Here is a 20729-nt window from a genome sequence, read left to right as displayed (position 1 = left end):
ATCAGCCCCCTGCCCGCTCCATGCCGAGGCGGGCGATGCGGCGCAGTTCGTCGATCGGGGTAAGTCCGCCGCTGCGCTCATAATGCCAGAAGGTCCAGCCATTGCAGGCGTCCAGCCCCTGCACCTCGGCGCCGATCTTGTGGATCGAGCCGGCGCTGTCGCCGATAGCCACGGTGCCATCGGCGCGAACCTTGGCGGCCCAGCGCTTCTTGGCGTCATAGAGCGTGGCACCGGGCGTCACCAGACCGGTGTCGATCAGGCTGACGAAGGCGACGCGCGGCTCGGCGCGCTTGCCGGTAAGCACGGTGAGATCCGCTTCGTCGAGTGGCCGCACGGCATCGATGCGCTCATTGGCGGCGTCGATATAGGCCTGCTCGCGCTCGATGCCGACGAAGTGGCGGCCGAGGCGCTTGGCCACGGCACCCGTCGTGCCGGAGCCGAAGAACGGGTCGAGCACGACGTCCCCCGGCTTGGTCGAGGCCATCATGATACGGGCAAGCAGCGCCTCGGGCTTCTGTGTCGGATGCAGCTTGTCGCCATTGTCGTTCTTCAAGCGCTCGCCGCCGGTGCAGATCGGGAACAGCCAGTCGGAGCGCATCTGGATATCGTCGTTCGACGCCTTCAGCGCTTCGTAGTTGAAGGTATAGCCCTTGCCCTTCTGATCGCGCGAGGCCCAGATCATCGTCTCATGCGCGTTCTGGAAGCGGCGGCCGCGGAAATTCGGCATCGGATTGGTCTTGCGCCAGACCACGTCGTTGAGGATCCAGAAGCCGAGATCCTGCATCTTGGCGCCGACCCGGAAGATGTTGTGGTAGGAGCCGATGACCCAGATCGTGCCGTTGGGCTTCAGCACGCGGCGCGCCGCCAGCAGCCAGGCGCGGGTGAAGGCGTCATAAGCTTCGAAGCTCTCGAACTGGTCCCAGTCGTCGTCGACCGCATCGACCTTGGACTGGTCGGGACGATGCAAATCGCCGTCGAGCTGCAGATTGTAGGGGGGATCGGCAAAGATGACGTCGATCGACTTTTCCGGCAGGCGGTCGAGCGCCGCGACACAGTCGCCTTTCAGGATCGTGTCTAGCCATTCGGATTGCTGGGGAGCATGGGAGAGCTCGTCGAGAAGACGCACGGCTGACATTTTTACACCCAAGGCACGCGTTACTGTTTACTCCCCGTTATGGTTACCGATCAGCGTAAATATTCGGTGAAGCTTTATCGATCCGGTGCAGGAGTTTGCGAAGGCGTGCCCATTGGTGTATGCCGCGCCGCTTGAGCCCTGAGCGGCCATTTCTCCATCCTCCATCGTCCGGATCATCATGCCCCAGCCAGACCTTGTCATCTTCGATTGCGACGGCGTGCTCGTCGATTCCGAAATCATCGCCGCACGGGTCGAGGCCGAATTGATCACCCTGGCCGGATATGAAGTCTCGGCGGAGGAGATTGCCGAGACCTATGCGGGCCTGACCTTCAAGGACATACTGATGCGGATCGAGGAGAAGTCCAAGATCCCGTTCCAGGTCTCGTTGATCGATCGCGCCGAGGAACTGGTCGACCGCAAACTGCGCAGCGACGTTCGTGCCATCGAAGGCGTGCGGGAAGCGGTCGCCTCGGTCACGACGCAACGCTGCATCTGCTCCAATTCACGTTCGGAGCGGATCGAGTTCATGCTGGAGAAGGTGCATCTGCTGCCATTCTTCGCCGGACGCATCTTCTCGGCGCTGGAGACGCCGACCGGAAAGACCAAACCGGCCCCGGACGTGTTCCTGCATGCCGCCGAAAAGCTCGGCGCCAACCCGGCGAACACCTTCGTCATCGAGGATTCCGTGCACGGCGTCACCGGCGCCACGGCCGCCGGTATGCGCGTGATCGGTTTTACGGGCGCGAGCCACAGCTATCCCGGCCATGCCGATGCCCTGACGGAGGCCGGCGCCGAAACGGTGATCCGGCGGTGGGCGGAGTTGAAAAGCGTTATCGCGGCGCTGTCGGAGTGGTCTGCGAATGCTTGAGCTGCGTGCGCCCGACCGGACGCACGCCACGCTGAGGGCCGCTCAGTTCGTTGCCGCGGCTTTCTTCTTCTTGCGCTTCGACTTGTCGGTTGTAGCCTTGGGCGCGGTTTCATCATAACCGGCATAGGCCTGATAGTCCGCAGCCGTCGGCGCCGGTACGACGATATTGGAATCGGTGAAGACGAACTGGGTCGCGACCGAGGGATCGGTGACCTGGACCTGATACTGGTGGATTTGCGAATAAAGCACGTCGGTGCCGTGCATCACCGCGGTACGGATCGGCATGGTGATGGTGCCCGGAGTGAATTTCGGCCCTGGTACGATCTTGCCGGCAACCGCGATCGTCATCGTCAGTTGTCCGTCGGCACGGCTGCAATCGCGGGTCACGTCGCTGATCGATGCCTGATAAATGATCCTCGCCGAATCGTCGGGCGGTGTAGCGGCGGCGGCGTCAGCCGCTGCCTGGGCCGCTGCATCCGCAGCGGCGTCGCCGGTCTTCTTGAGCTTCGGCTTGGGCTTCCGGGCCTCGTTGACATAGGTGTTGAAGAACGCCGTGCCATCGCGCACCGTCACCCTTGGGCAGTAGGCGTTCAGCTGGCTGGCCAGCACCTTGGGGTCCTGCGGCGGCGGTGGCGCCGTCGGGTCCTTCTTGCCGAAACCGAGGTTCAAGATGCCATTGTCGCCGGATTGGCAGCCGGCGGCGGCAAGCATAAAGCCCGTGAGCGCGAGACCCGCCAAAAAGCGACCACTTGATATACGAAACGCCATGAAACTGCACTTCCCTCTCGCAAAGCTGGTGACGTATATCAACCGCGCGGCAAAAATGCGACTACAGCCGGTGCAGAAATTAACCACCTTGTGGTGAACGGAAAAACAGCGGCAAACGGATCTGTGACATGCACTATGTGAGTACCCGCGGGGAAGCGCCCGCGCTTGGATTTTCCGACGCCGTCCTGGCCGGCCTGGCGCGCGATGGCGGGCTTTATGTGCCGCGCGAATGGCCACACTTCTCGTCATCCGAGATCCGCGCCATGCGTGGCCTTGCCTATCCTGACCTTGCAATCCGCCTGCTGACGCCGTTCCTCGGCGGCGAGATCGCCGCACCGGTCTTCGAGCGCCTGGTCCGCGAAGCCTATGCCACCTTCCGCCATGAGGCTGTTTGCCCGCTGGTCCAGACCGGCGCCAACACTTTTGTCCTCGAACTCTTCCATGGGCCGACGCTGGCGTTCAAGGACGTGGCGATGCAATTGCTTGCCCGGCTGATGGACCATGTGCTTGCCGAACGCGGCCAGCATGCCACCATCGTCGGCGCCACGTCGGGCGATACCGGCGGCGCGGCCATAGACGCCTTTGCCGGGCGCAGCCGCACCGACATCTTCATCCTGTTCCCGCATGGCCGCGTCTCGCCGGTGCAGCAGCGGCAGATGACCACGTCGAAGGCTGAAAATGTCCATGCACTGGCGATCGAAGGCAATTTCGACGACTGTCAGGGCCTGCTGAAGGATATGTTCAACGATCACGGCTTTCGCGACCGGGTGTCGCTGTCGGGGGTCAATTCGATCAACTGGGCGCGCATCATGGCCCAGATCGTCTATTATTTCTCCTCGGCATTGTCGCTCGGCGCACCGGACAGGCCGGTCTCCTTTACCGTGCCGACCGGCAATTTCGGCGATATCTTCGCCGGCTACGCCGCCAAGAAGATGGGCCTGCCGATCGACCGGCTGGTCATCGCCACCAACGACAACGACATATTGGCTCGCACCTTCGCGACCGGCGAATACCGCACCAAGGGCGTCTTTGCGACCACCTCGCCGTCGATGGACATCCAGGTTTCCTCGAACTTCGAACGCCTGCTTTTCGAGGCATCAAACCGCGATGCGGCGACGGTGCGGCGCTACATGGCCGGCCTGAAGCAATCGGGCGCTTTCACCATCGAAGCCCGGGAAATTGCCGGGATGCGGTCCGAATTCGATGCCGGCCGCGCCGATATGGACGAGGTCGCCGCCACCATCCGCTCGACGCTCGCGGGCAGCAATTATCTTCTAGATCCGCACACCGCCGCGGCCATGTATGTCGCGGCCGGCAAAGCATCGGGCGCCGTGCCGATGGTGGTGCTGGGCACTGCACATCCGGCGAAATTCCCGGCCGCCGTCGAGGCCGCCAGCGGTGTCTCGCCCGCCCTGCCCGCATGGCTAGGGGGATTGATGACATTTGAGGAAAAATACACGGTACTTCCATCCGACCTGAAAATGGTGGAAGATTACGTCAGCCGCCGTGCGCGGGCGGCGCGTTAGGGAGTACGAGCCATATGGGTGTTGAGGTAAGCCGTCTGTCGAACGGCCTGACAGTCGCCACCGAAACCCTTCCAAGTATCGAATCGGTTGCCTTGGGTGCCTGGGTCAAGTCGGGTGCCCGCAATGAACGCGAAGAAGAGCATGGCATGGCCCATCTGCTCGAACACATGGCGTTCAAGGGGACGAAGCGGCGAAGCGCCTTCGAGATCGCCTCGGAAATCGAGGACGTCGGCGGCGAGATCAATGCCGCCACCAGCGTCGAGACCACCTCCTACTACGCCAGGGTGCTCTCCGACGACGTGCCGCTGGCCGTCGACATCCTGTCCGACATCCTGCAGGAGTCCGAATTCGACCCGCAGGAACTCGAGCGCGAGCAGCACGTCATCCTGCAGGAGATCGGCGCCGCGCACGACACGCCCGACGACATCGTTTTCGACCGTTTCACCGAGACGGCCTTCCGCCACCAGACCATCGGCCGCTCGATCCTGGGCACGCCCGAAACGGTAAAATCCTTCACCTCCAAGCAGTTGCACGATTTCATCGAACGCCAGTACGGCGCCGAGCGGATGGTGATCGTGGCGGCCGGCGACATCAAGCACGACAAGTTCGTGCGCGAGGTCGAAAACCGGCTCGGCGGCTTCCGCAGCAAGGCCGACAGCACCATTCCGCAATACGCGCAATATGTCGGCGGCGATTTCCGTGAGGACCGCGACCTGATGGACGCGCAGATCGTGCTGGGCTTCGAGGGCCGCGCCTATCATGTGCGCGATTTCTACGCCTCGCAGGTGCTGTCGATGATTCTGGGCGGCGGCATGTCGTCGCGTCTGTTCCAGGAAGTCCGCGAGAAACGCGGCCTGTGCTATTCGGTCTATGCCTTCCACTGGGGTTTTTCCGATACGGGCATATTCGGCGTCCATGCCGCCACGGGGCAGAGCGACATCGCCAAACTGGTGCCTGTCATCATTGACGAGTTGCAGAAGGCCGGCGAGAGCATCCTGCAGGAAGAACTCGACCGTGCGCGCGCCCAGTATCGCGCCGGGCTGATCATGTCCGCCGAAAGTCCGGCCAGCCGCGCCTCGCAGATCGCGCGCCAACTGCTGCTTTTCGGCCGTCCGATCGCAAAGGAAGAGTTGATGGAGCGGCTGGCGGCGCTGACGATCGAGCGCCTGACCGACTTGTCGTCGCGGATGTTCTCGACCAAGCCGACGCTTACCGCTGTCGGGCCCGTGGGTACGCTGGCACCATACGAGGCGATCCTCGATTCGCTTCCGGGTACGCAGGCCACGGCCCGCAGGCTCGCCGTCTAAGTCCCAAGCGCCGTGTTCGCGCTCCCTTTCTTTCGCCGTGACCTGCCGGCACTGAAGGGCAACCTCGTCACGCTGCGCGTGCCGTTCACCAGCGATTATCGCGAGTGGTCGGCGGTGCGCGGCGAAAGCCGGACGTTCCTGGAGCCGTGGGAGCCGCGCTGGACCCCCGACGAACTCGACCGCACGGCATGGCGCCTGCGCATCAGCCGCTATCGCGAGGACTATGCACAGGGAACGGCGATCGCCTTCTTCATCTTCGAGAAGTCGAGCGGCAAGCTCGCGGGCGGCATCACGCTCGGCAACATACGTCACGGTGTCTCGCAAAGCGGCCATGTCGGCTACTGGATCGGCGAACGCTTCGGCGGCCGTGGCCTGATGACCGACGCGGTCAAGGTGGTGGCCCGCTTCGCCTTCGATACGCTGAGGTTGCACCGGATCGAAGCCGCCTGTATTCCCGACAATATCAGGTCGATCCGCGTGCTTGAAAAAGCCGGATTCCGGCGCGAAGGACTTCTGCGATCCTATCTCAGGATCAACGGCATCTGGCAGGACCATTACCTCTACGCCCGGATCGCCGACGATCCGCCGGGCGCTGGAACGAAGGACTGATTTTTGACGAATTTCCTGCGAAACGGACCGCTGTTCGCCTTTCTGCTGGCGACGATGCTGACGCTGTGCGCGGCTTCGTCGGCCTTTGCCGTAGAACCCATCAAGATTGCCCGCGACGATGTCGCGCTCGACCTTTCGCGCGCCGTCGAGATCTACCGCAATCAGGGTGAGAACTTCCAGGTGTCGACCGCGCCCGGGCCGGACGGCATCGTGCGGCGCATCGAGGTCGAAGCCAACGACGCCCGCTCGACCGGCGACTGGGCGGTGTTCGCGCTCGCCAACACCACCGACCAGCAGCTCGACAGGCTGATCGTCGCGCCGCATTTCCGGCTGGTCAATTCCGGCATCTTCTGGCCGGATCTCGGCTCGACGCGCATCGCGGCCATCACGCCCAGCGAAGGCTTCGCACTCGACCGCCAGACCAGCCCCGATGCCGACGTGTTCCGGGTGACGCTGAACCCCGGCACGGTGATCACCTTCATCGCCGAGCTTGCCTCGCCGAAGCTGCCGCAGGTCTACCTCTGGGATCCGGAATCCTACAAGGACTCGGTCAATTCCTACACGCTGTTTCGCGGCATCGTCATCGGCATTGCCGGCCTTCTGGCGCTGTTCCTGACCATCCTGTTCGTCGTCAAGGGAACGTCGATGTTCCCGGCGACGGCAGCCCTCGCCTGGGCGGTTCTTGCCTATATCTGCGTCGATTTCGGCTTCCTCAACAAGGTCATCGAGATTTCGCCCGGCAACGAGCAGATGTGGCGAGCCGGAACGGAGGTGGCGCTGGCGGCGACCTTCGTGGTGTTCCTGTTCGCCTATCTCAACCTCAATCGGTGGCACGGCCATTTCAGCTATGGCGCCCTGGTCTGGATCCTCGGCCTGCTGCTGATCGCCGGCGTCGCCATCGTCGATCCGGCGGTCGCCGCCGGCATCGCCCGCATCTCGTTTGCCGCCACGGCGCTGACCGGGCTCGGCCTGATCATCTTCCTCGGCATTCGTGGTTATGACCGCGCCATCATGCTGGTGCCCAGTTGGGTCATGGTGCTGTTATGGCTATGCGGGTCATGGATGGCGATCACCGGCATGCTCGACAACGACATCGCCCAGCCAGCACTTGGCGGCGGGCTGATCCTGATCATCCTCTTGATCGGCTTCACCGTCATGCAGCATGCCTTTGCAGGCGGCGCGCTGCATCAGGGGCTGTTCTCCGACCTCGAGCGACAGGCGCTGGCCGTCGCGGGGTCGGGCGATACGGTGTGGGACTGGGACGTGCTGCGCGACCGCGTGGTGACCAAACCCGATGTCAGCATCCAGCTCGGCCTTGCTCCCAACAGCCTGGGCGGTGCCGCGCGCAACTGGCTGCCGGTGCTGCACGCCGATGACCGCGACACGTTCCGCACGACGCTCGACGTCGTTCTGGAACATCGCCGCGGCAAGGTGGCGCAGAATTTCCGCCTGCGCGGCGCCGACGGGCACTATCACTGGTTTGCCCTGCGCGCGCGCCCGGTCATCGGGTCGGACGGCGAGGTGATCCGCTGCGTCGGCACCATGGTCGACGTCACCGAACAGAAGAAATCCGAGGAAAGGCTGCTGCACGACGCCGTGCATGACAACCTGACCGGCCTGCCGAACCGCGAATTGTTCATGAACCGGCTGGAGGCGATCATCTCGATCGCCCGCACCGAGGAGAAGGTGCGTCCGACCGTCTTCGTCATCGACATCGACCGCTTCAAGCAGGTCAATGACGGGCTCGGCATCTCGGCCGGCGACACCATCCTGCTCACCATCGCGCGCCGCCTGCACCGGCTGTTGAAGCCGAAGGATTCGCTGTCGCGCTTCGCCGGCGACCAGTTCGCCCTGATGCTGCTGTCGGAGCAGGATCCCGCCCGCATCGCCGGCGTGGCCGATGCCATCAAGCATGCGATCAACAACCCCATCACCTTTGCCAAGCGCGAGATCGTGCTGACCGCCTCGATCGGGCTGATCACCTGGACCTCGGCGCAGACCTCGGCGGAGGACATGGTCAAGGACGCCGAGCTCGCCATGCATCAGGCCAAGCGTTTTGGCGGCGACAGGATCGAGCCGTTCCGCCCGGCTTTCCGCACCGTCGGCACAGATCGGCTGCAATTCGAATCCGACCTGCGGCGCGCCATTGAGCGGCGCGAATTCACGCTTGCCTACCAGCCGATCGTGCGGCTCGAGGACGGCAGCGTTGCCGGCTTCGAAGCGTTGCTGCGCTGGGACCATCCGCGCCGCGGCATGATCCCGCCGGCCGATTTCATCCCGGTCGCCGAAAGCTGCGGGCTGATTGTGCAGCTTGGCCTGTTCGCCATGCAGCAGGCGGCCGAGGATCTCGCAGGATGGCAAAAGCAGATCGGCGACGCACCGCTGTCGGTCTCGGTCAACTTGTCCAGCCGCCAGCTCATCCGCCGCGACCTGGTCAGCGATGTGCGTTCCGTGATCGCACGCGCCAATTTGAAGCCGCGCTGCTTCCGGCTCGAACTCACCGAGTCCCTGGTCATGGACAATCCCGAACAGACGGCCCATGTGCTGACCAAGCTGAAACAGCTCGGCATTGGCCTGTCGCTGGACGATTTCGGCACCGGCTATTCATCGCTCGCCTATCTGACGCGGTTCCCCTTCGACACCATCAAGATCGACAAGAGCTTCGTCGACGACAGCACGCCCAAGCGCGCCGTGCTGCTCAAATCCATGGTCAACATGGCGCATGAGCTCGGCCTGTCTGTCGTCGCCGAGGGCATCTCCGACGAGCGCGATGCGCTCGAGCTGCGCCAGATGGGCTGCGAATATGTGCAGAGCTTCATGTTCGGCGCGCCGATGCCGGGCGACCAAGTGCTGAAAACGCTGAAAGAGCAGTATCCGCTGACGCAGGCCTAGAGGCCCTCGGGGTCTAGCGCATCGCGCACGACTATTGTTGCGAGTGTCGCAGCGCGTTCACCAATGCAGACAGCGCCGCCGGCTGAAGCTGACGGCTGGGATAATACAGGAAAAAGAACGCTTCGTGACGAGAAATAGCCAGGCGACCCTACCACGGCCAGCCGCAACTCCGGCGTGACGCGTACCGCGATCATGTCCTTTTGAATGTATTCGCCGAGCTGGATACCGGCATCGAACTCGCCGGCAACGAGGTCTACAGGACCTGTCACGGTGACAACGTCGAGGACGATGTCGGGGTAGGCCTCGGCGAATGCCGTGAGCCGTGGCAGCAATACCATTACGGCGGCCGAGCGGGACATCACAGTTCGAAGGCGGCCCGCTGGGCGGCGCCTGAGGGTTCGCACTCCGTCAAGGGCAGCAGCGATTTGCTCAAGCGCTGGAGACAAATCCTTCAAGAGAGCCGCCCCCGCGGCGGTTGGCGCGACGCTCTTCGTCGTTCGCGCTAGAAGCCGTAACTCGAGCCGCTGCTCAAGCCCACGGATAGTGTGGCTCAGCGCGGACTGAGACACACCCAATTTTGCCGCGGCTCGTGTGAAGCTTCGTTCCCGCGAGACCATCGCGAACGCAGCGAGTTCATTCAGCTCGTTCCTCATCATTTATGAATATCACTCATAAGGCCTCCCAGCTCAACAGGCCTATCCTCATAGGTAACCCTGTCGTAAATTTGATCGGCAAACGGTAGATTGAGGGACCTTATGATCGTGACATTCCGCAGCGACAACGTTCTCGGCTGTACCACGGGCGCTTGGCGCGTCTGGTCGCTCTCGGACGGCTATATCGAGATGCCGGCGGACCTTCTTCGGGATCCGCAGGACAAGCCGGTGCTGCAAGTCGCGCAGGCAGGAGCGCTACTCCTTTCCGTCAATTGCTTTGCCCTCGCAGGTCCAGGCGTTGACGGCATTCTGATCGATAGTGGAGGAGGAAGCTGGGCCCCCACAACAGGACGTCTCGAGCAGGCGCTGGCCGAAGCCGGCATCGATCCCGGCTCGATCACGGTCTTGGCTCTCACCCATGCCCATCAGGATCATGTGTACGGCCTTTTGACCCTCGACGATCGGGGGCTTTTTCCGAACTTGAAGGCCATTGTAATTGCCGAGGAGGCTGTGAAGAGCTTTCTGGCCGAAACAAGCCTTGCGCGATTCCAATCCCTGTTGAAGCCGGTGCGGAATGGCGACCCAGTGGCTGAGCGGTTGAGAGCAGTTGCCCTGCCGGGTCATGCTCCCGGCCACATCGGCTACGCATTCGACACGAACGAAGACCGCTTCCTGTTTTTCGGGGACGTCGTTCATGTGCCGGCCTTGCAGTTTGGCAATCCCGCGTTGAGTTGGGGGTATGACGACGATCAACCGGCCGCACGTGCAACACGCCAGAAGGTTTTCCGCGATGCGGCCGAGGCTGGAATGTGGGTCGCTGGAGCGCACCTTGGCTGGCCAGGCGTCGGCCGCGTGGTGCGCGCGGGCGGAGCGTACGGCTATGAACCGGCATAAAAGCTCTTGCGCACCGTCACGGGATAAGATTGGGCTCGCGGCGCATCGTTCCGGCTCCGCTGCGCCCCGGCCAAAAGGTCACTATCGGCAAGACGAGGCTTAAGCGTGGCCGGCGGCGAGGCTGAGATGCGCGAGATCGATGCCGATCGAGGCGAGAATCCGGTCGTATTTGCGCTCGATATCGGCGTCGAACAGCAATTCCGGTGTCGCCGGGCAGGTCAGCCAGCCATTCTCGGCGATCTCGGTCTCCAGTTGGCCGGCGCCCCAGCCGGAATAGCCCAGCGCCATCAGCGCACGACGCGGCCCGCGCCCCGACGATATCGCCCGCAATATGTCGACCGTCGCGGTCAGGCAGATGTCGTCGGAAACGGTGAGCGAGGATTCCACGCGGTAGTCACCCGAATGCAGGACGAAGCCCCGGCTGCGGTCGACAGGCCCGCCATTGCGCACGACGAAATCGCGCGCCTGCGCCGGCAGGCGGATCGCCTCCTGCTCGTTCATGATGCCGAGCTGCACCAGAAGGTCCGGAAACAGCATCTGCTGCGTCTGGTTGATGATCAGGCCCATCGCGCCTTCATCGCTGTGCGCGCAGACGTAGATGACCGAGCGCGTGAAACGGTCGTCCTTCATGCCAGGCATGGCAATCAGGAACTGATCGTCGAGAAAGCCACGGCGGGCGGCTGTCTTCTTGTGGCGCAACAAATCCATTCCAGGGAGGGTAACGCGTTTCCCGGGCGCCGAAAAGATGCGCCGTACCGGATTCGACCAAAGCCCATATTGCGGGGCCGGTCTTGGCTTGCCCGCAAAGGTCACGCAAATATGATATCAGTACGGCCATGAAATCATTGCGCGGCCACGAACGGACGATCAAATCACCGCCATGCAAAGCTTGAAAATCCTGTTGCTCGGCGCCGCCATCGGATTGGCAACCGCCCTTCCCGCCACCGCCTCCTCATCCGCCTGGTACAACAGCGAAGGCGGCAAGGTACGGCTGGTGACATCAGGCAAGCCGGACGACGCCGGCCGCATCCGGGGTGTCCTCGACATAGCCCTCAAACCCGGCTGGAAGACCTATTGGCGCGACCCGGGTGACGCCGGCGTGCCGCCGCAGCTCGACATTTCGGCCAGCACCAATATCGCCGATGCGACACTGTCGTTTCCCGCGCCGCAGCGCCACGACGATGGCTATGGCAAATGGGCCGGCTACAACTATCCGGTTTCGCTGCCGGTGACGTTCACGCTGTCGACGCCGAACCAGCCGGCCGTCATCGATGCCGACGTCTTTCTCGGCATTTGCGAAACCATCTGCATCCCCGTGCAGACACGGCTGAGCGTCGACCCCGCTGCCGATCCCGACAATGCCGACGACACGGCATTGGTAAAGGCGAGTTTCACGGCATTGCCGGCGGCTGCAAAACCCGACTTTGGCATCAAGGTACTGCCGGGCAATCACGAGACGCTGGTTGTCGAGGCGAGTTTTCCTGGCGATCCGCAGGCGGCGGATTTCTTCGTCGCCGGCGAGCGCGACTATATGTTCGGCACCCCTTCCCGCGCGGAAAAGGACGGCAAGTTGACCTTCACCGTGCCGATCCTCGATCGCCCCTCGACGACGCCGACGGACGGCGGGCTTCACTACACGCTGACGAGTTCGGCGGGCGCGGTCGAAGGGCTGCTGCCTTTCCCTTGATCCAGCTCGCCCGAACAGTTGCAGGGAGCCCCCTAGTTCGCTACGCAAGCACCGTCCTTCCCCAAATCCCCAAGCGAGGAACTCATGACCCTTTCCGTTGGCGACAAGCTGCCCGAGGCGACCTTCAAGACCATGACCGCCGACGGCGCCAAGGCGATCACGTCGGCCGAGATTTTCCCGGGCAAGAAAGTGGTTCTGTTCGGCGTTCCCGGCGCCTTCACGCCGACCTGCAGCAACAACCATCTGCCCGGCTATCTCGAGAACCATGACGCGATCCTGGCGCGCGGCGTCGACACCATCGCAGTCGTTTCGGTCAACGACGTCCATGTCATGGGCGCCTGGGCGCGCTTCACCGGCGGCGAAGGCAAGATCCTGTTCCTCGCCGACGGCAATGGCGATTTCGCCAAGGCGGTCGGTCTTGACGCGGACTACTCCGGTGGCGGCATGGGCCTGCGCTCGAAGCGGTTTTCGATGATTATCGACGACGGCAAGGTCACCGCGCTCAATGTCGAGACCAAACCCGGCGTCGACGAGTCCGGCGCGGCTCATATTCTCGGCCAGCTCTGAGCTTCGACGGCCGGTCAGGCGGGGGCCGCAACGGCTGGCCTCGCCTAACAAGCGGCTGCGCTCCAGAACTGCCGGCTTTCGGGGGGAATTCCAACGATGTTTGACATCATCTGGCGCGCTATCGCGATCGGCGTCGGCGCCACTGTCCTGATGGATATCTGGGCCTTCTTCCTGCACAAGACGTTCGGCCAACCACGGCCGAACTGGGGGCCGGTCGGGCGCTGGGTCTGGCATCTGCGTCACAAGGTGTTTCACGACGATATTGGCGATGCCACGCCCTACGCCCATGAGAAGGCGCTGGGCTGGGCTTTCCATTACTTCGTCGGCATTGTCTACGGCATCATCCTGGTGGTGCTGGCGGGCGCGGGCTGGTTGGCGGCCCCGACCTTCCTGCCGGCCTTCATCCTCGGCATCGTCACCATCGGCGCCGGCTGGTTCCTGCTGGCGCCAGGCATGGGCGCCGGCTGGGCGGCGTCAAAGCGGCCTAATCCGATGCTGATCCGCGCCCTCAACCTGGTCTCGCACACCGTGTTCGCACTCGGTCTTTGGGGAACGGCGCTGCTGATCCGCTAAGGATTCAGGGGCTGTTCTACCCTGTCGATCGGCCGCCATCCATGGATGAGGCGGCGGGCGCCGATATCGTAGGCGAAATAGTTGCCGCCGCCCGCCGGCTGATCCGCGTCGCGGCTGATCCGGCTGTCGCTCAGCGACACCAGCAGGAGCGTGCCGACACCGCCATGTCCGACAAAGGCGATATCTCCGGCGCCGCCGGCATCAAGCACGGCCTCGACCTCGCTCACAATGCGCTGCTGCGCGTCGATGGCTCGCTCCCAGCCACGAATGCTTTCGTGCGGATTGGCGAAGAAACGGTCGGCGACCGCCTCGAACTCAGGAGGCGGCAGGAAACCCGTCGCCGACCGGTCGTTCTCATGCATCCGCTCCCTCACCTGCACCGCAAGGTCGAGGTGCCGCCCGAGCACCTCGGCGGTTTCAACGGCCTTGCGTTCGCCCGATGATACCACACGCGCGATCGATGCGATCCACGGCTGGTCCAGCATTGCATGCGCCCTGGCGCGGCCGATGTCGGACAGACCCCAATCCGGTACCGGAATGGTGGCGTCGATCTGAACCTGAGGATGGGTGATGTAGTAGGCGATCGACATGACAGAAACTCTCCGGCCGGTCAGCCCCCTCGAACAGAAGCTCAATAGCTCTGCGTAGAACGACGCGGCTTCGAAGCCAGCGGCTGCTCTGCCTGGCCATCAGGCTTTGGCGCCAGCACTGCCGGCCTGAAAGGCCCCTTCTTGAACGGCGCCATGCCTTCCCGTGCCAGTTCGTCGGCACGCTCGTTCTCGGTGTGGCCGGCATGGCCCTTCACCCAGTTCCAGGTGACCTTGTGGCGTCGGTTGGCCTCGTCCAGCGCCTGCCACAACTCGCCGTTCTTGACCGGCTTCTTGTCGGCGGTCTTCCAGCCGTTCTTCTTCCAGCCATGGATCCATTTGGAAATGCCGTCCATGACGTATTTGCTGTCGGTATGAAGCTCGACCGTGCAAGGCTCCTTCAACGCGTTCAGCGCCGAAATGGCCGCCAGCAATTCCATGCGGTTGTTGGTCGTCTCGGCCTCGCCGCCGGAGAGTTCCTTGGTGGCGCCGTTGAAGCGCAGGATGGCGCCCCAGCCGCCGGGGCCGGGATTGCCGGAACAGGCGCCATCGGTAAAGATTTCAACCTGCTTGCTCATGATGCCCCATATTCGGCCAATCCATATTCCGAAGGAGATCTGATCGCCCGATGGAACCGCATCCTTCTGATGTATTCGGTCGGGTCGCGTTTCATGACGAGCCCGCCATCGGGGACGGTCAGCCAGTCGTAAAGCCGGGTCAGCATGAAGCGCAGCGCCGAGCCGCGCGCCAGCATCGGTAGCGCCGCCTTCTCCTCCGCGCTCAGCGGGCGCACGCTCTGATAACCGGCAAGCAATGCCTTGCCCTTGGTAAGGTTGAAGGAAAAATCCTTCTCGAAGCACCAGGCATTGAGACAGGTGGCGACATCGTAGGCGTAGAGATCGTCACAAGCGAAATAGAAATCGATCAGACCCGAAAGCTTTTCGCCCAGGAAAAAGACATTGTCCGGGAAAAGATCGGCGTGGATTATGCCCTTGGGGAGCCCCTTGGGCCAGTTCTGTTCGAAATCGGCGAAGTCGGCATCGACCTCGGCCGCCAGTCCCGGCTCGACTTCGTCGGCGCGGGCGCGGGCCGCGTCCCAAAGCTTGCGCCAGCCGTCGATGGCGAGCGCGTTGGGGCGGGTCATAGAGAAATCGGCGCCGGCCAGATGCAGCGCGGCCAGCGCCTTGCCAACCTCGGCGCAATGGGTCGCGGCCGGTCGCCGCAGCGAAAGCCCTTCGAGGAAGGTGATGATGACCGCCGGCCGGCCGGCCAGCGTGCCGATGACGCTGCCGTCATGCGCGGTAACCGGCAACGGGCAGGACACCCCCTTGTTGGCGAGGTGGCCCATCAGCCCAAGGAAAAACGGCAGGTCCGCCTTCTCGACCCGCTTTTCATAGAGCGTCAGGATGTAGGAACCGCTGGAGGTGTGCAGCAGGAAGTTCGAATTCTCGGTACCTTCGGCGATGCCCTTATAGGACAGGAGGTCGCCGACCGGATAGTGCTTCAGGAAAGCGCCGAGTTCGCCCTCCGCAACGTCGGTGTACACCGCCATGGCCGTTCACGCGGCCCCGTTGACGAAGGCCATGTCGGCCGGCGTCAGTTCGACATCGCGCAATACCCGCATGACCGGAAAATCCTCTGTTTCGGTGGCCGTGATGGCCAGGTCGATGGTCACATCGAAACGCTGACGGAACGCGTCGATGATCTCGTCGACGATGATCTCCGGCGCCGATGCTCCCGCCGACAGGCCAAGCGTCGAAATGCTGCCGATGTCATTCCACGGAATTTCGGCGGCGCGCTGCACGAGAAGCGACATGGCGGCGCCGGCGCGTTCGGCAACTTCGACGAGGCGGCGCGAATTCGAGGAATTGGGAGCGCCGACGATCAGATAGAGGTCAGCACCGGGGGCCGTGTCCTTTACCGCTTCCTGGCGGTTGGTGGTGGCATAGCAGATCGATTCCGCCGCCGGCGCCTGCAGGTCCGGAAAGCGTTCCTGCAGCGCGCGGATGATACCGGCAGTATCCTCGACCGAGAGCGTTGTCTGGGTGACGAAACCGAGTGCCTCGGGATCGGCCGGCACAAGCCGGGCGGCATCGGCCTCGGTCTCGATCAGCGTTACCGCGCCTTCCGGCAACTGTCCCATGGTGCCGATCACCTCGGGGTGCCCGGCATGGCCGATCAGCAGAACGTGGCGGCCAAGCCGCTGATGCCGCATCGCCTGTTTGTGGACCTTGGAGACCAGCGGACAGGTTGCATCGAGATAGAACAGGTTGCGCGCCTGCGCGTCCGCCGGCACCGACTTGGGCACGCCGTGCGCCGAAAAGACGACGGGCGACTGCCGATGTTCGGCCGGGATTTCGGAAAGTTCCTCGATGAACACGGCGCCAAGGCTTTGCAACCCCTCGACGACGTAGCGATTGTGCACGATCTCGTGGCGGACATAGACCGGCGCGCCATATTTCTTCAGTGCCAGCACGACAATCTGGATGGCACGGTCGACGCCCGCGCAAAAACCGCGCGGCTGGCAGAGCCGGATCGTCAGAGGAGGCTTGGCGGTTGTGTGAAGCATTAAATCCTGCCGGTTCGTCAGCGCCGAAATGAGGTGCCCACCCCCGCCCTGTCAAGGGTCTGTGTAGAAAGGGGGGCGTCGCTCGCGCTCAGTCCTCTTTCGCGGGCCGGCGAAGCCGCAGGACGAGTATGGCGGCAAGCGCGGCGGCGAGCCCGTACCAGGTGACAGCATATTGCAGATGGCTGTTCGGCAGGTCGATGATGGTGACGCCTCCGACCGGCAGGCCGCCGGGGTTAGTCGTCTTGTCGGCATCGATGAAGATCGGCACCAGCTTGAACCCAGCCGGCAGGCCGGCGCTCGCGGCCATGACGTCGCGGTCCTTCCAGTAGAAGATGTTCTTGGCCACGTCATTGTCGGGAAGCATCATCGAGGGCTTTGCCGACAGCGGGTTGCGAGCAAGCCCGGTGACCGTGACCTTGCCCGTTGGCTGTCCCTTGGCACGCTTGGCGGCATCCTTGAGGTCGTAGGGCACAAAGCCACGGTTGATCAGAACGAAACGGCCGTCGTCGAGGGCCAGCGGCGTGTAGATGTTGAAACCGGCATCTCCTTCCCAGGTCGCGTAGAAGTGCCGTTCGCCGGAATGCAGGAAAGTGCCGGTGACCGTGACCGGCGTGTAGTCGACGTCGCCGGTTGCGGCGAATTCCTTCTCGGCCTCTGCCAGCGGCAACGGCGCCGAATGGGTGCGCTGGTCGATGGTCTGCAGCAGGCCTTCCTTCCAGTGCAGGCGCTGGACCTGCCAGGTGCCGAGCGCCAGCAGGATGAAGAACAGCACAAGGCCAATGGCGATCAACAGCGCCGATCTCGGCCGCGAACGGCCGCCGGCCTTGGCGGAAGCTTCGCTCATTCGCCGCGATCCAGCCGACCCTCGGCCGCTTTGTTGCGGTATTGCAGGGTGAGCAGCACGCCCTTGATCAAGCGAAGCGCCGTCAGGCACAGCACCAGGGCGAGCGGGATCCATATCAGCAGATGCAGCCAGAGCGGCGGGCTCAGCGTCACTTCAACCCAGAGCGCCAGCCCGACGATGATGAAGCCGATGATCAGGATGACGAACACCGCCGGCCCGTCGCCGGCATCGGCGTAGGAATAGTCGAGGCCGCAATTGACGCAGCGCTTGCCGACGGTGAGGAAGCCGGAAAACAGCCGCCCCTCGCCGCAGCGCGGGCAACGGCCGTGCAGGCCGGCCGAAATCGGATCGATCGGAGGCCAGATCGCCCTATCTTCACTCATGGTTGTCTTCATTCATGGTCATTGCTCGACATCGATCGGCGTCCCATCGGCCACCATTGCCCAGATTTCGTCCATGTCGGAGTCCGTAACCGCAATGCAGCCGTCGGTCCAGTCGACCAATTGAAGCAGCCAGCCCCACCACGACAATCATAGCGCCGAAAAGAAGAAGGCGGCCACGTTGCCGCGACCGCCTTCCCCAAATCGAAATCCCAAAGGCTGGATCAGTGGCCCTCGATCACCGCGCCGACCGATCCCCAGACGTAAATCGAGGCGAACAGGAACAGCCAGACCACGTCGACGAAGTGCCAGTACCAGGCGGCCGCCTCAAAGCCGAAATGCTGCTTGGGGGTGAAGTCGCCCTTCATCGCGCGGATCAGGCAGACCAGCAGGAAGATGGTGCCAATGATGACATGGAAGCCATGGAAGCCGGTCGCCATGAAGAAGGTGGCGCCGTAGATGGAATCCTTGAAGCCGAACGGCGCGTGCATGTACTCGTAGGCCTGCACCATGGTGAACAGCATGCCGAGGCCGACGGTCAGCACGAGGCCGTTGACCAGCCCCTTACGGTCGCCATGGATGAGCGAGTGATGCGCCCAGGTGACCGTGGTGCCCGACAGCAGCAGGATGACGGTGTTGTAAAGCGGCAGGTGGAAGGGATCGAGAACCTCCATGCCCTTCGGCGGCCAGACACCACCGGTAAACGTGTGGCGCGCGTAGTTCTGCACCTCACCGGCAAAAAGACTGGCATCGAAATAGGCCCAGAACCAGGCGACGAAAAACATCACCTCCGAGGCGATGAACATGATCATGCCGTAGCGCAGGTGCAGCGACACGACGCGCGTGTGGTGGCCCTCATGCGCTTCCTTGATCGTGTCCGACCACCAGGCGAACATGGTGTACAGCACGATCACGATGCCGATGAAGAACAGCCAAGGATTGGCAATGTTGAAGCCGAAGATCGGGAAGGAACCGCCCTTCAGGTATTCCATGAGGCAGACACCGCCAAAAGCGGTGACAAGCGCCCCGACCGATCCCAGGAAAGGCCACGGGCTCGGGTCGACGAGATGGTAGTCATGGTGTGGTTTTGCGTGCGCGTCTGCCATATCAACCCCCGAGATTTCCTTCGGTATCTGAAACTGTCTTGCTATTGCCCTTGGCCGGCTCCGAGGAGGCGACCGGCTTGTTCTTCTCGACCGGGAACATCGTATAGGACAGCGTGATCGTCTTGATGTCCTTCAGTTCCGGCACGTTCACGATGTCGGGATCCACATAGAACAGGACCGGCATGTCCAGCGTCTCGCCGCGCTTCAGCGTCGTATCGGTGAAGCAGAAGCATTCGACCTTGTTGAAGTAAGGGCCCGCCAGTTCCGGCTGCACGTTGAACGTGGCGCGGCCGGTGACTAGGCGATCGAACTTGTTGGTGGCCTGATAATGTGCCTGCACGGTCTCGCCGATCTTCATGGTCATCGAGCGCTGGACCGGCTGGAACTCCCACGGCACGCCGGCAATGTTGGCATCGAAGCGGACGGTGATCTCGCGGTCAAGCACGCGGCCGGCATACTGCTTCTCGACACGCTGCGTCGTGCCGCCATAACCGGTCGCCTGGCAGAACATCTTGTACAGCGGCACGGCTGCATAGGCCATGCCGATCATGCCGGTGAAGAAGGCGAGGCAGACAGCCGCGACGACGCGGTTGCTGGTCTTGCCCGCCGTCTTTCTGGGCGTCTCGATGCTCATCACATCTTGCCCGACAAATTGTGGCCGAACTTCACGATCGTCGCGATGTAGAAAATCACGACCAGCAGAGCCAGCGCCACGCCGATCGCGATGGAACGGCTGCGCTGGGCCTTCTTCTGGCGATCGGTCAGGGTGACCGTCTCGAGTTCTTTCTCGACCATGGTCATGCCCCACCCATGGCAAGCGCGCGTTCGACGACACTGTCGGCCAGATAGGCGGCGAAGATGGCGAAGAGATAGAGCAGCGAATAGGCGAACAGGGCCTTGGCCGGCTTCATGGCGCGGTCATCGTCGACCATGCCAAGCACTTTCCAGGCATACCAGACGAAACCAGCGCCCAGCAGCAGAGCGGCCATGCCATAGAATGGCGTCGTGTAGCCGAGCAGCCAGGGCAGCACGCCAACCGGGGCCAGCACCAATGCATAGGCGAAAATCTGACGACGGGTCGATGCATGACCAGCGACGTTCGGCATCATCGGGATGCCGGCGCGGCCATAGTCCTCGGACTTGAACAGCGCAAGCGCCCAGAAATGCGGCGGCGTCCAAAGGAAAATGATCAGGAACAGGATGATGCTTTCGAGGCTGACCGACCCGGTCACCGCGGCCCAGCCGATCACCGGAGGAATGGCGCCCGCGGCACCGCCGATCACGATGTTCTGCGGCGTCGAGCGTTTCAGCCACATCGTGTACACGACGGCATAGAAGAAGATGGTGAAGGCAAGCAGCGTGGCGGCCAGCCAGTTGACCAGCACGCCGAGCGTCATCACCGACAGGACCGAAAGCACCAGGCCGAAGCTGAGCGCCTCGTGCGGCTGGATACGGCCGGACGGGACCGGGCGGCTGGCGGTCCTGGTCATCACCGCGTCGATGTCGGCGTCGTACCACATGTTGAGGGCACCGGAGGCGCCAGCCCCAATCGCAATGGCCAGGATGGCTATCACCGCCAGCAGCGGATTGATGGTCACCGGTGCGGCGACCAGCCCGACAAAGGCGGTGAACACCACCAGCGACATGACGCGCGGCTTCAGGAGGGCGAAGAAATCGCCCGCCGTCGCTTCCGACATGCGGAAGCCCGCTTCGTCAATGCTGGTTTCGTCGACTAGGGCCATGCGTACTGAAGTCCATTATTCC

General features: G+C 63.1%; 23 protein-coding genes and 2 pseudogenes. 9 read left to right on the top strand and 16 right to left on the bottom strand.

Annotation, left to right across the window (positions count from 1 at the left end; genetic code table 11):
* Position 1 precedes the first annotated feature (1 nt).
* Positions 2-1135 (bottom strand): site-specific DNA-methyltransferase, encoded by a 1134-nt coding sequence (locus tag EN851_RS19335; protein ID WP_127278140.1) that lies wholly within the window; start codon positions 1133-1135, stop codon positions 2-4.
* Positions 1136-1313: 178 nt separating this feature from the next.
* Between EN851_RS19335 and EN851_RS19330 the strand changes: the two genes are divergently transcribed.
* On the top strand, positions 1314-2003 hold the full coding sequence (locus EN851_RS19330; RefSeq protein ID WP_127278139.1) for an HAD family hydrolase: 690 nt from the start codon (positions 1314-1316) through the stop codon (positions 2001-2003).
* 42 nt (positions 2004-2045) lie between these two features.
* Here the strand turns inward: EN851_RS19330 and EN851_RS19325 are convergent, their stop codons facing one another.
* Positions 2046-2771 carry a hypothetical protein gene (locus EN851_RS19325; protein ID WP_127278138.1) on the bottom strand — a complete coding sequence of 242 codons (726 nt, stop codon included), beginning with the start codon at positions 2769-2771 and terminating at the stop codon, positions 2046-2048.
* Positions 2772-2899: 128 nt separating this feature from the next.
* On the opposite strand from EN851_RS19325, the gene thrC reads away from it, so the two are divergent.
* From thrC to EN851_RS19305, 4 genes are read left to right on the top strand one after another with little or no spacing between them, the layout of a single operon-like run.
* Positions 2900-4297, top strand: coding sequence for a threonine synthase (thrC, locus tag EN851_RS19320; protein ID WP_135916285.1), 1398 nt, complete (start codon positions 2900-2902; stop codon positions 4295-4297).
* Between the two features lie 14 nt (positions 4298-4311).
* Positions 4312-5604, top strand: coding sequence for a pitrilysin family protein (locus tag EN851_RS19315; RefSeq protein ID WP_127278136.1), 1293 nt, complete (start codon positions 4312-4314; stop codon positions 5602-5604).
* A 12-nt stretch (positions 5605-5616) separates the two neighbouring features.
* On the top strand, positions 5617-6213 hold the full coding sequence (locus EN851_RS19310) for a GNAT family protein (RefSeq protein ID WP_127278135.1): 597 nt from the start codon (positions 5617-5619) through the stop codon (positions 6211-6213).
* A 3-nt stretch (positions 6214-6216) separates the two neighbouring features.
* Positions 6217-9105, top strand: coding sequence for an EAL domain-containing protein (locus EN851_RS19305; protein WP_127873126.1), 2889 nt, complete (start codon positions 6217-6219; stop codon positions 9103-9105).
* On the opposite strand, the gene EN851_RS37230 is transcribed toward EN851_RS19305, so the two are convergent.
* Complete coding sequence (locus EN851_RS37230; protein WP_245520779.1) at positions 9102-9464, bottom strand: LysR substrate-binding domain-containing protein; 363 nt, start codon at positions 9462-9464, stop codon at positions 9102-9104. The two genes, EN851_RS19305 and EN851_RS37230, sit on opposite strands and share 4 nt — an antisense overlap.
* A 165-nt stretch (positions 9465-9629) precedes the next feature.
* Positions 9630-9722: pseudogene (locus EN851_RS37225) on the bottom strand (LysR family transcriptional regulator); the annotation flags it as partial.
* A gap of 138 nt (positions 9723-9860) precedes the next feature.
* Between EN851_RS37225 and EN851_RS19295 the strand changes: the two are divergent.
* Complete coding sequence (locus tag EN851_RS19295; protein WP_127873124.1) at positions 9861-10652, top strand: MBL fold metallo-hydrolase; 792 nt, start codon at positions 9861-9863, stop codon at positions 10650-10652.
* A gap of 99 nt (positions 10653-10751) precedes the next feature.
* Here EN851_RS19295 and EN851_RS19290 read toward each other — a convergent pair whose 3' ends face one another.
* Positions 10752-11360: a YqgE/AlgH family protein gene (locus EN851_RS19290; protein WP_135929848.1), complete on the bottom strand. Its 609-nt coding sequence runs from the start codon at positions 11358-11360 to the stop codon at positions 10752-10754.
* 172 nt (positions 11361-11532) lie between these two features.
* Here EN851_RS19290 and EN851_RS19285 point away from each other — a divergent pair, with 172 nt between their 5' ends.
* The 3 genes from EN851_RS19285 (at position 11533) to EN851_RS19275 (ending at position 13479) form a co-directional block, all read left to right on the top strand.
* Positions 11533-12339 carry a protein-disulfide reductase DsbD domain-containing protein gene (locus EN851_RS19285; protein ID WP_135929847.1) on the top strand — a complete coding sequence of 269 codons (807 nt, stop codon included), beginning with the start codon at positions 11533-11535 and terminating at the stop codon, positions 12337-12339.
* Between the two features lie 84 nt (positions 12340-12423).
* On the top strand, positions 12424-12906 hold the full coding sequence (locus EN851_RS19280; protein ID WP_127280543.1) for a peroxiredoxin: 483 nt from the start codon (positions 12424-12426) through the stop codon (positions 12904-12906).
* A gap of 96 nt (positions 12907-13002) precedes the next feature.
* Complete coding sequence (locus EN851_RS19275) at positions 13003-13479, top strand: DUF2938 domain-containing protein (protein WP_135929846.1); 477 nt, start codon at positions 13003-13005, stop codon at positions 13477-13479.
* Here EN851_RS19275 and EN851_RS19270 read toward each other — a convergent pair.
* The 11 genes and pseudogenes from EN851_RS19270 to EN851_RS19225 form a co-directional block, all read right to left on the bottom strand.
* Positions 13476-14069, bottom strand: coding sequence for a histidine phosphatase family protein (locus EN851_RS19270; RefSeq protein ID WP_127280541.1), 594 nt, complete (start codon positions 14067-14069; stop codon positions 13476-13478). The genes EN851_RS19275 and EN851_RS19270 overlap by 4 nt on opposite strands.
* Before the next feature lie 41 nt (positions 14070-14110).
* The gene (gene rnhA, locus EN851_RS19265) at positions 14111-14644 is read right to left on the bottom strand and encodes a ribonuclease HI (RefSeq protein WP_127280540.1); all 534 of its coding nucleotides are present in this window, start codon (positions 14642-14644) and stop codon (positions 14111-14113) included.
* Positions 14641-15618 (bottom strand): homoserine kinase, encoded by a 978-nt coding sequence (locus EN851_RS19260; protein WP_127280539.1) that lies wholly within the window; start codon positions 15616-15618, stop codon positions 14641-14643. The genes rnhA and EN851_RS19260 overlap by 4 nt, the downstream gene beginning before the upstream one ends.
* A 6-nt stretch (positions 15619-15624) precedes the next feature.
* Entirely contained in the window at positions 15625-16635 is a 1011-nt protein-coding gene (gene ispH, locus EN851_RS19255; RefSeq protein WP_127873120.1) for a 4-hydroxy-3-methylbut-2-enyl diphosphate reductase, read from the bottom strand.
* An 88-nt stretch (positions 16636-16723) separates the two neighbouring features.
* The gene (locus EN851_RS19250; RefSeq protein WP_189521887.1) at positions 16724-17479 is read right to left on the bottom strand and encodes an SURF1 family protein; all 756 of its coding nucleotides are present in this window, start codon (positions 17477-17479) and stop codon (positions 16724-16726) included.
* On the bottom strand, positions 17476-17862 hold the full coding sequence (locus tag EN851_RS19245; protein ID WP_027142361.1) for a DUF983 domain-containing protein: 387 nt from the start codon (positions 17860-17862) through the stop codon (positions 17476-17478). The genes EN851_RS19250 and EN851_RS19245 overlap by 4 nt, the downstream gene beginning before the upstream one ends.
* Positions 17863-17880: 18 nt before the next feature.
* Positions 17881-18003 (bottom strand): annotated as a pseudogene (locus EN851_RS37840) (L,D-transpeptidase family protein); the annotation flags it as partial.
* A gap of 80 nt (positions 18004-18083) precedes the next feature.
* Positions 18084-18965, bottom strand: a complete 882-nt coding sequence (locus EN851_RS19240; RefSeq protein WP_127279330.1) for a cytochrome c oxidase subunit 3 — start codon at positions 18963-18965, stop codon at positions 18084-18086.
* A gap of 1 nt (position 18966) precedes the next feature.
* Positions 18967-19599, bottom strand: coding sequence for a cytochrome c oxidase assembly protein (locus tag EN851_RS19235; protein WP_135929845.1), 633 nt, complete (start codon positions 19597-19599; stop codon positions 18967-18969).
* Positions 19599-19766: a hypothetical protein gene (locus EN851_RS19230; RefSeq protein ID WP_167531499.1), complete on the bottom strand. Its 168-nt coding sequence runs from the start codon at positions 19764-19766 to the stop codon at positions 19599-19601. The genes EN851_RS19235 and EN851_RS19230 overlap by 1 nt, the downstream gene beginning before the upstream one ends.
* On the bottom strand, positions 19763-20707 hold the full coding sequence (locus EN851_RS19225; RefSeq protein ID WP_127873117.1) for a heme o synthase: 945 nt from the start codon (positions 20705-20707) through the stop codon (positions 19763-19765). The genes EN851_RS19230 and EN851_RS19225 overlap by 4 nt, the downstream gene beginning before the upstream one ends.
* Positions 20708-20729: the final 22 nt, after the last annotated feature.

Source organism: Mesorhizobium sp. M8A.F.Ca.ET.208.01.1.1 (assembly GCF_004791315.1).
GTDB lineage: Bacteria > Pseudomonadota > Alphaproteobacteria > Rhizobiales > Rhizobiaceae > Mesorhizobium.
The sequence above is the reverse complement of the archived record's forward strand: the minus strand, read 5'-3'. Positions and strand labels throughout refer to the sequence as shown.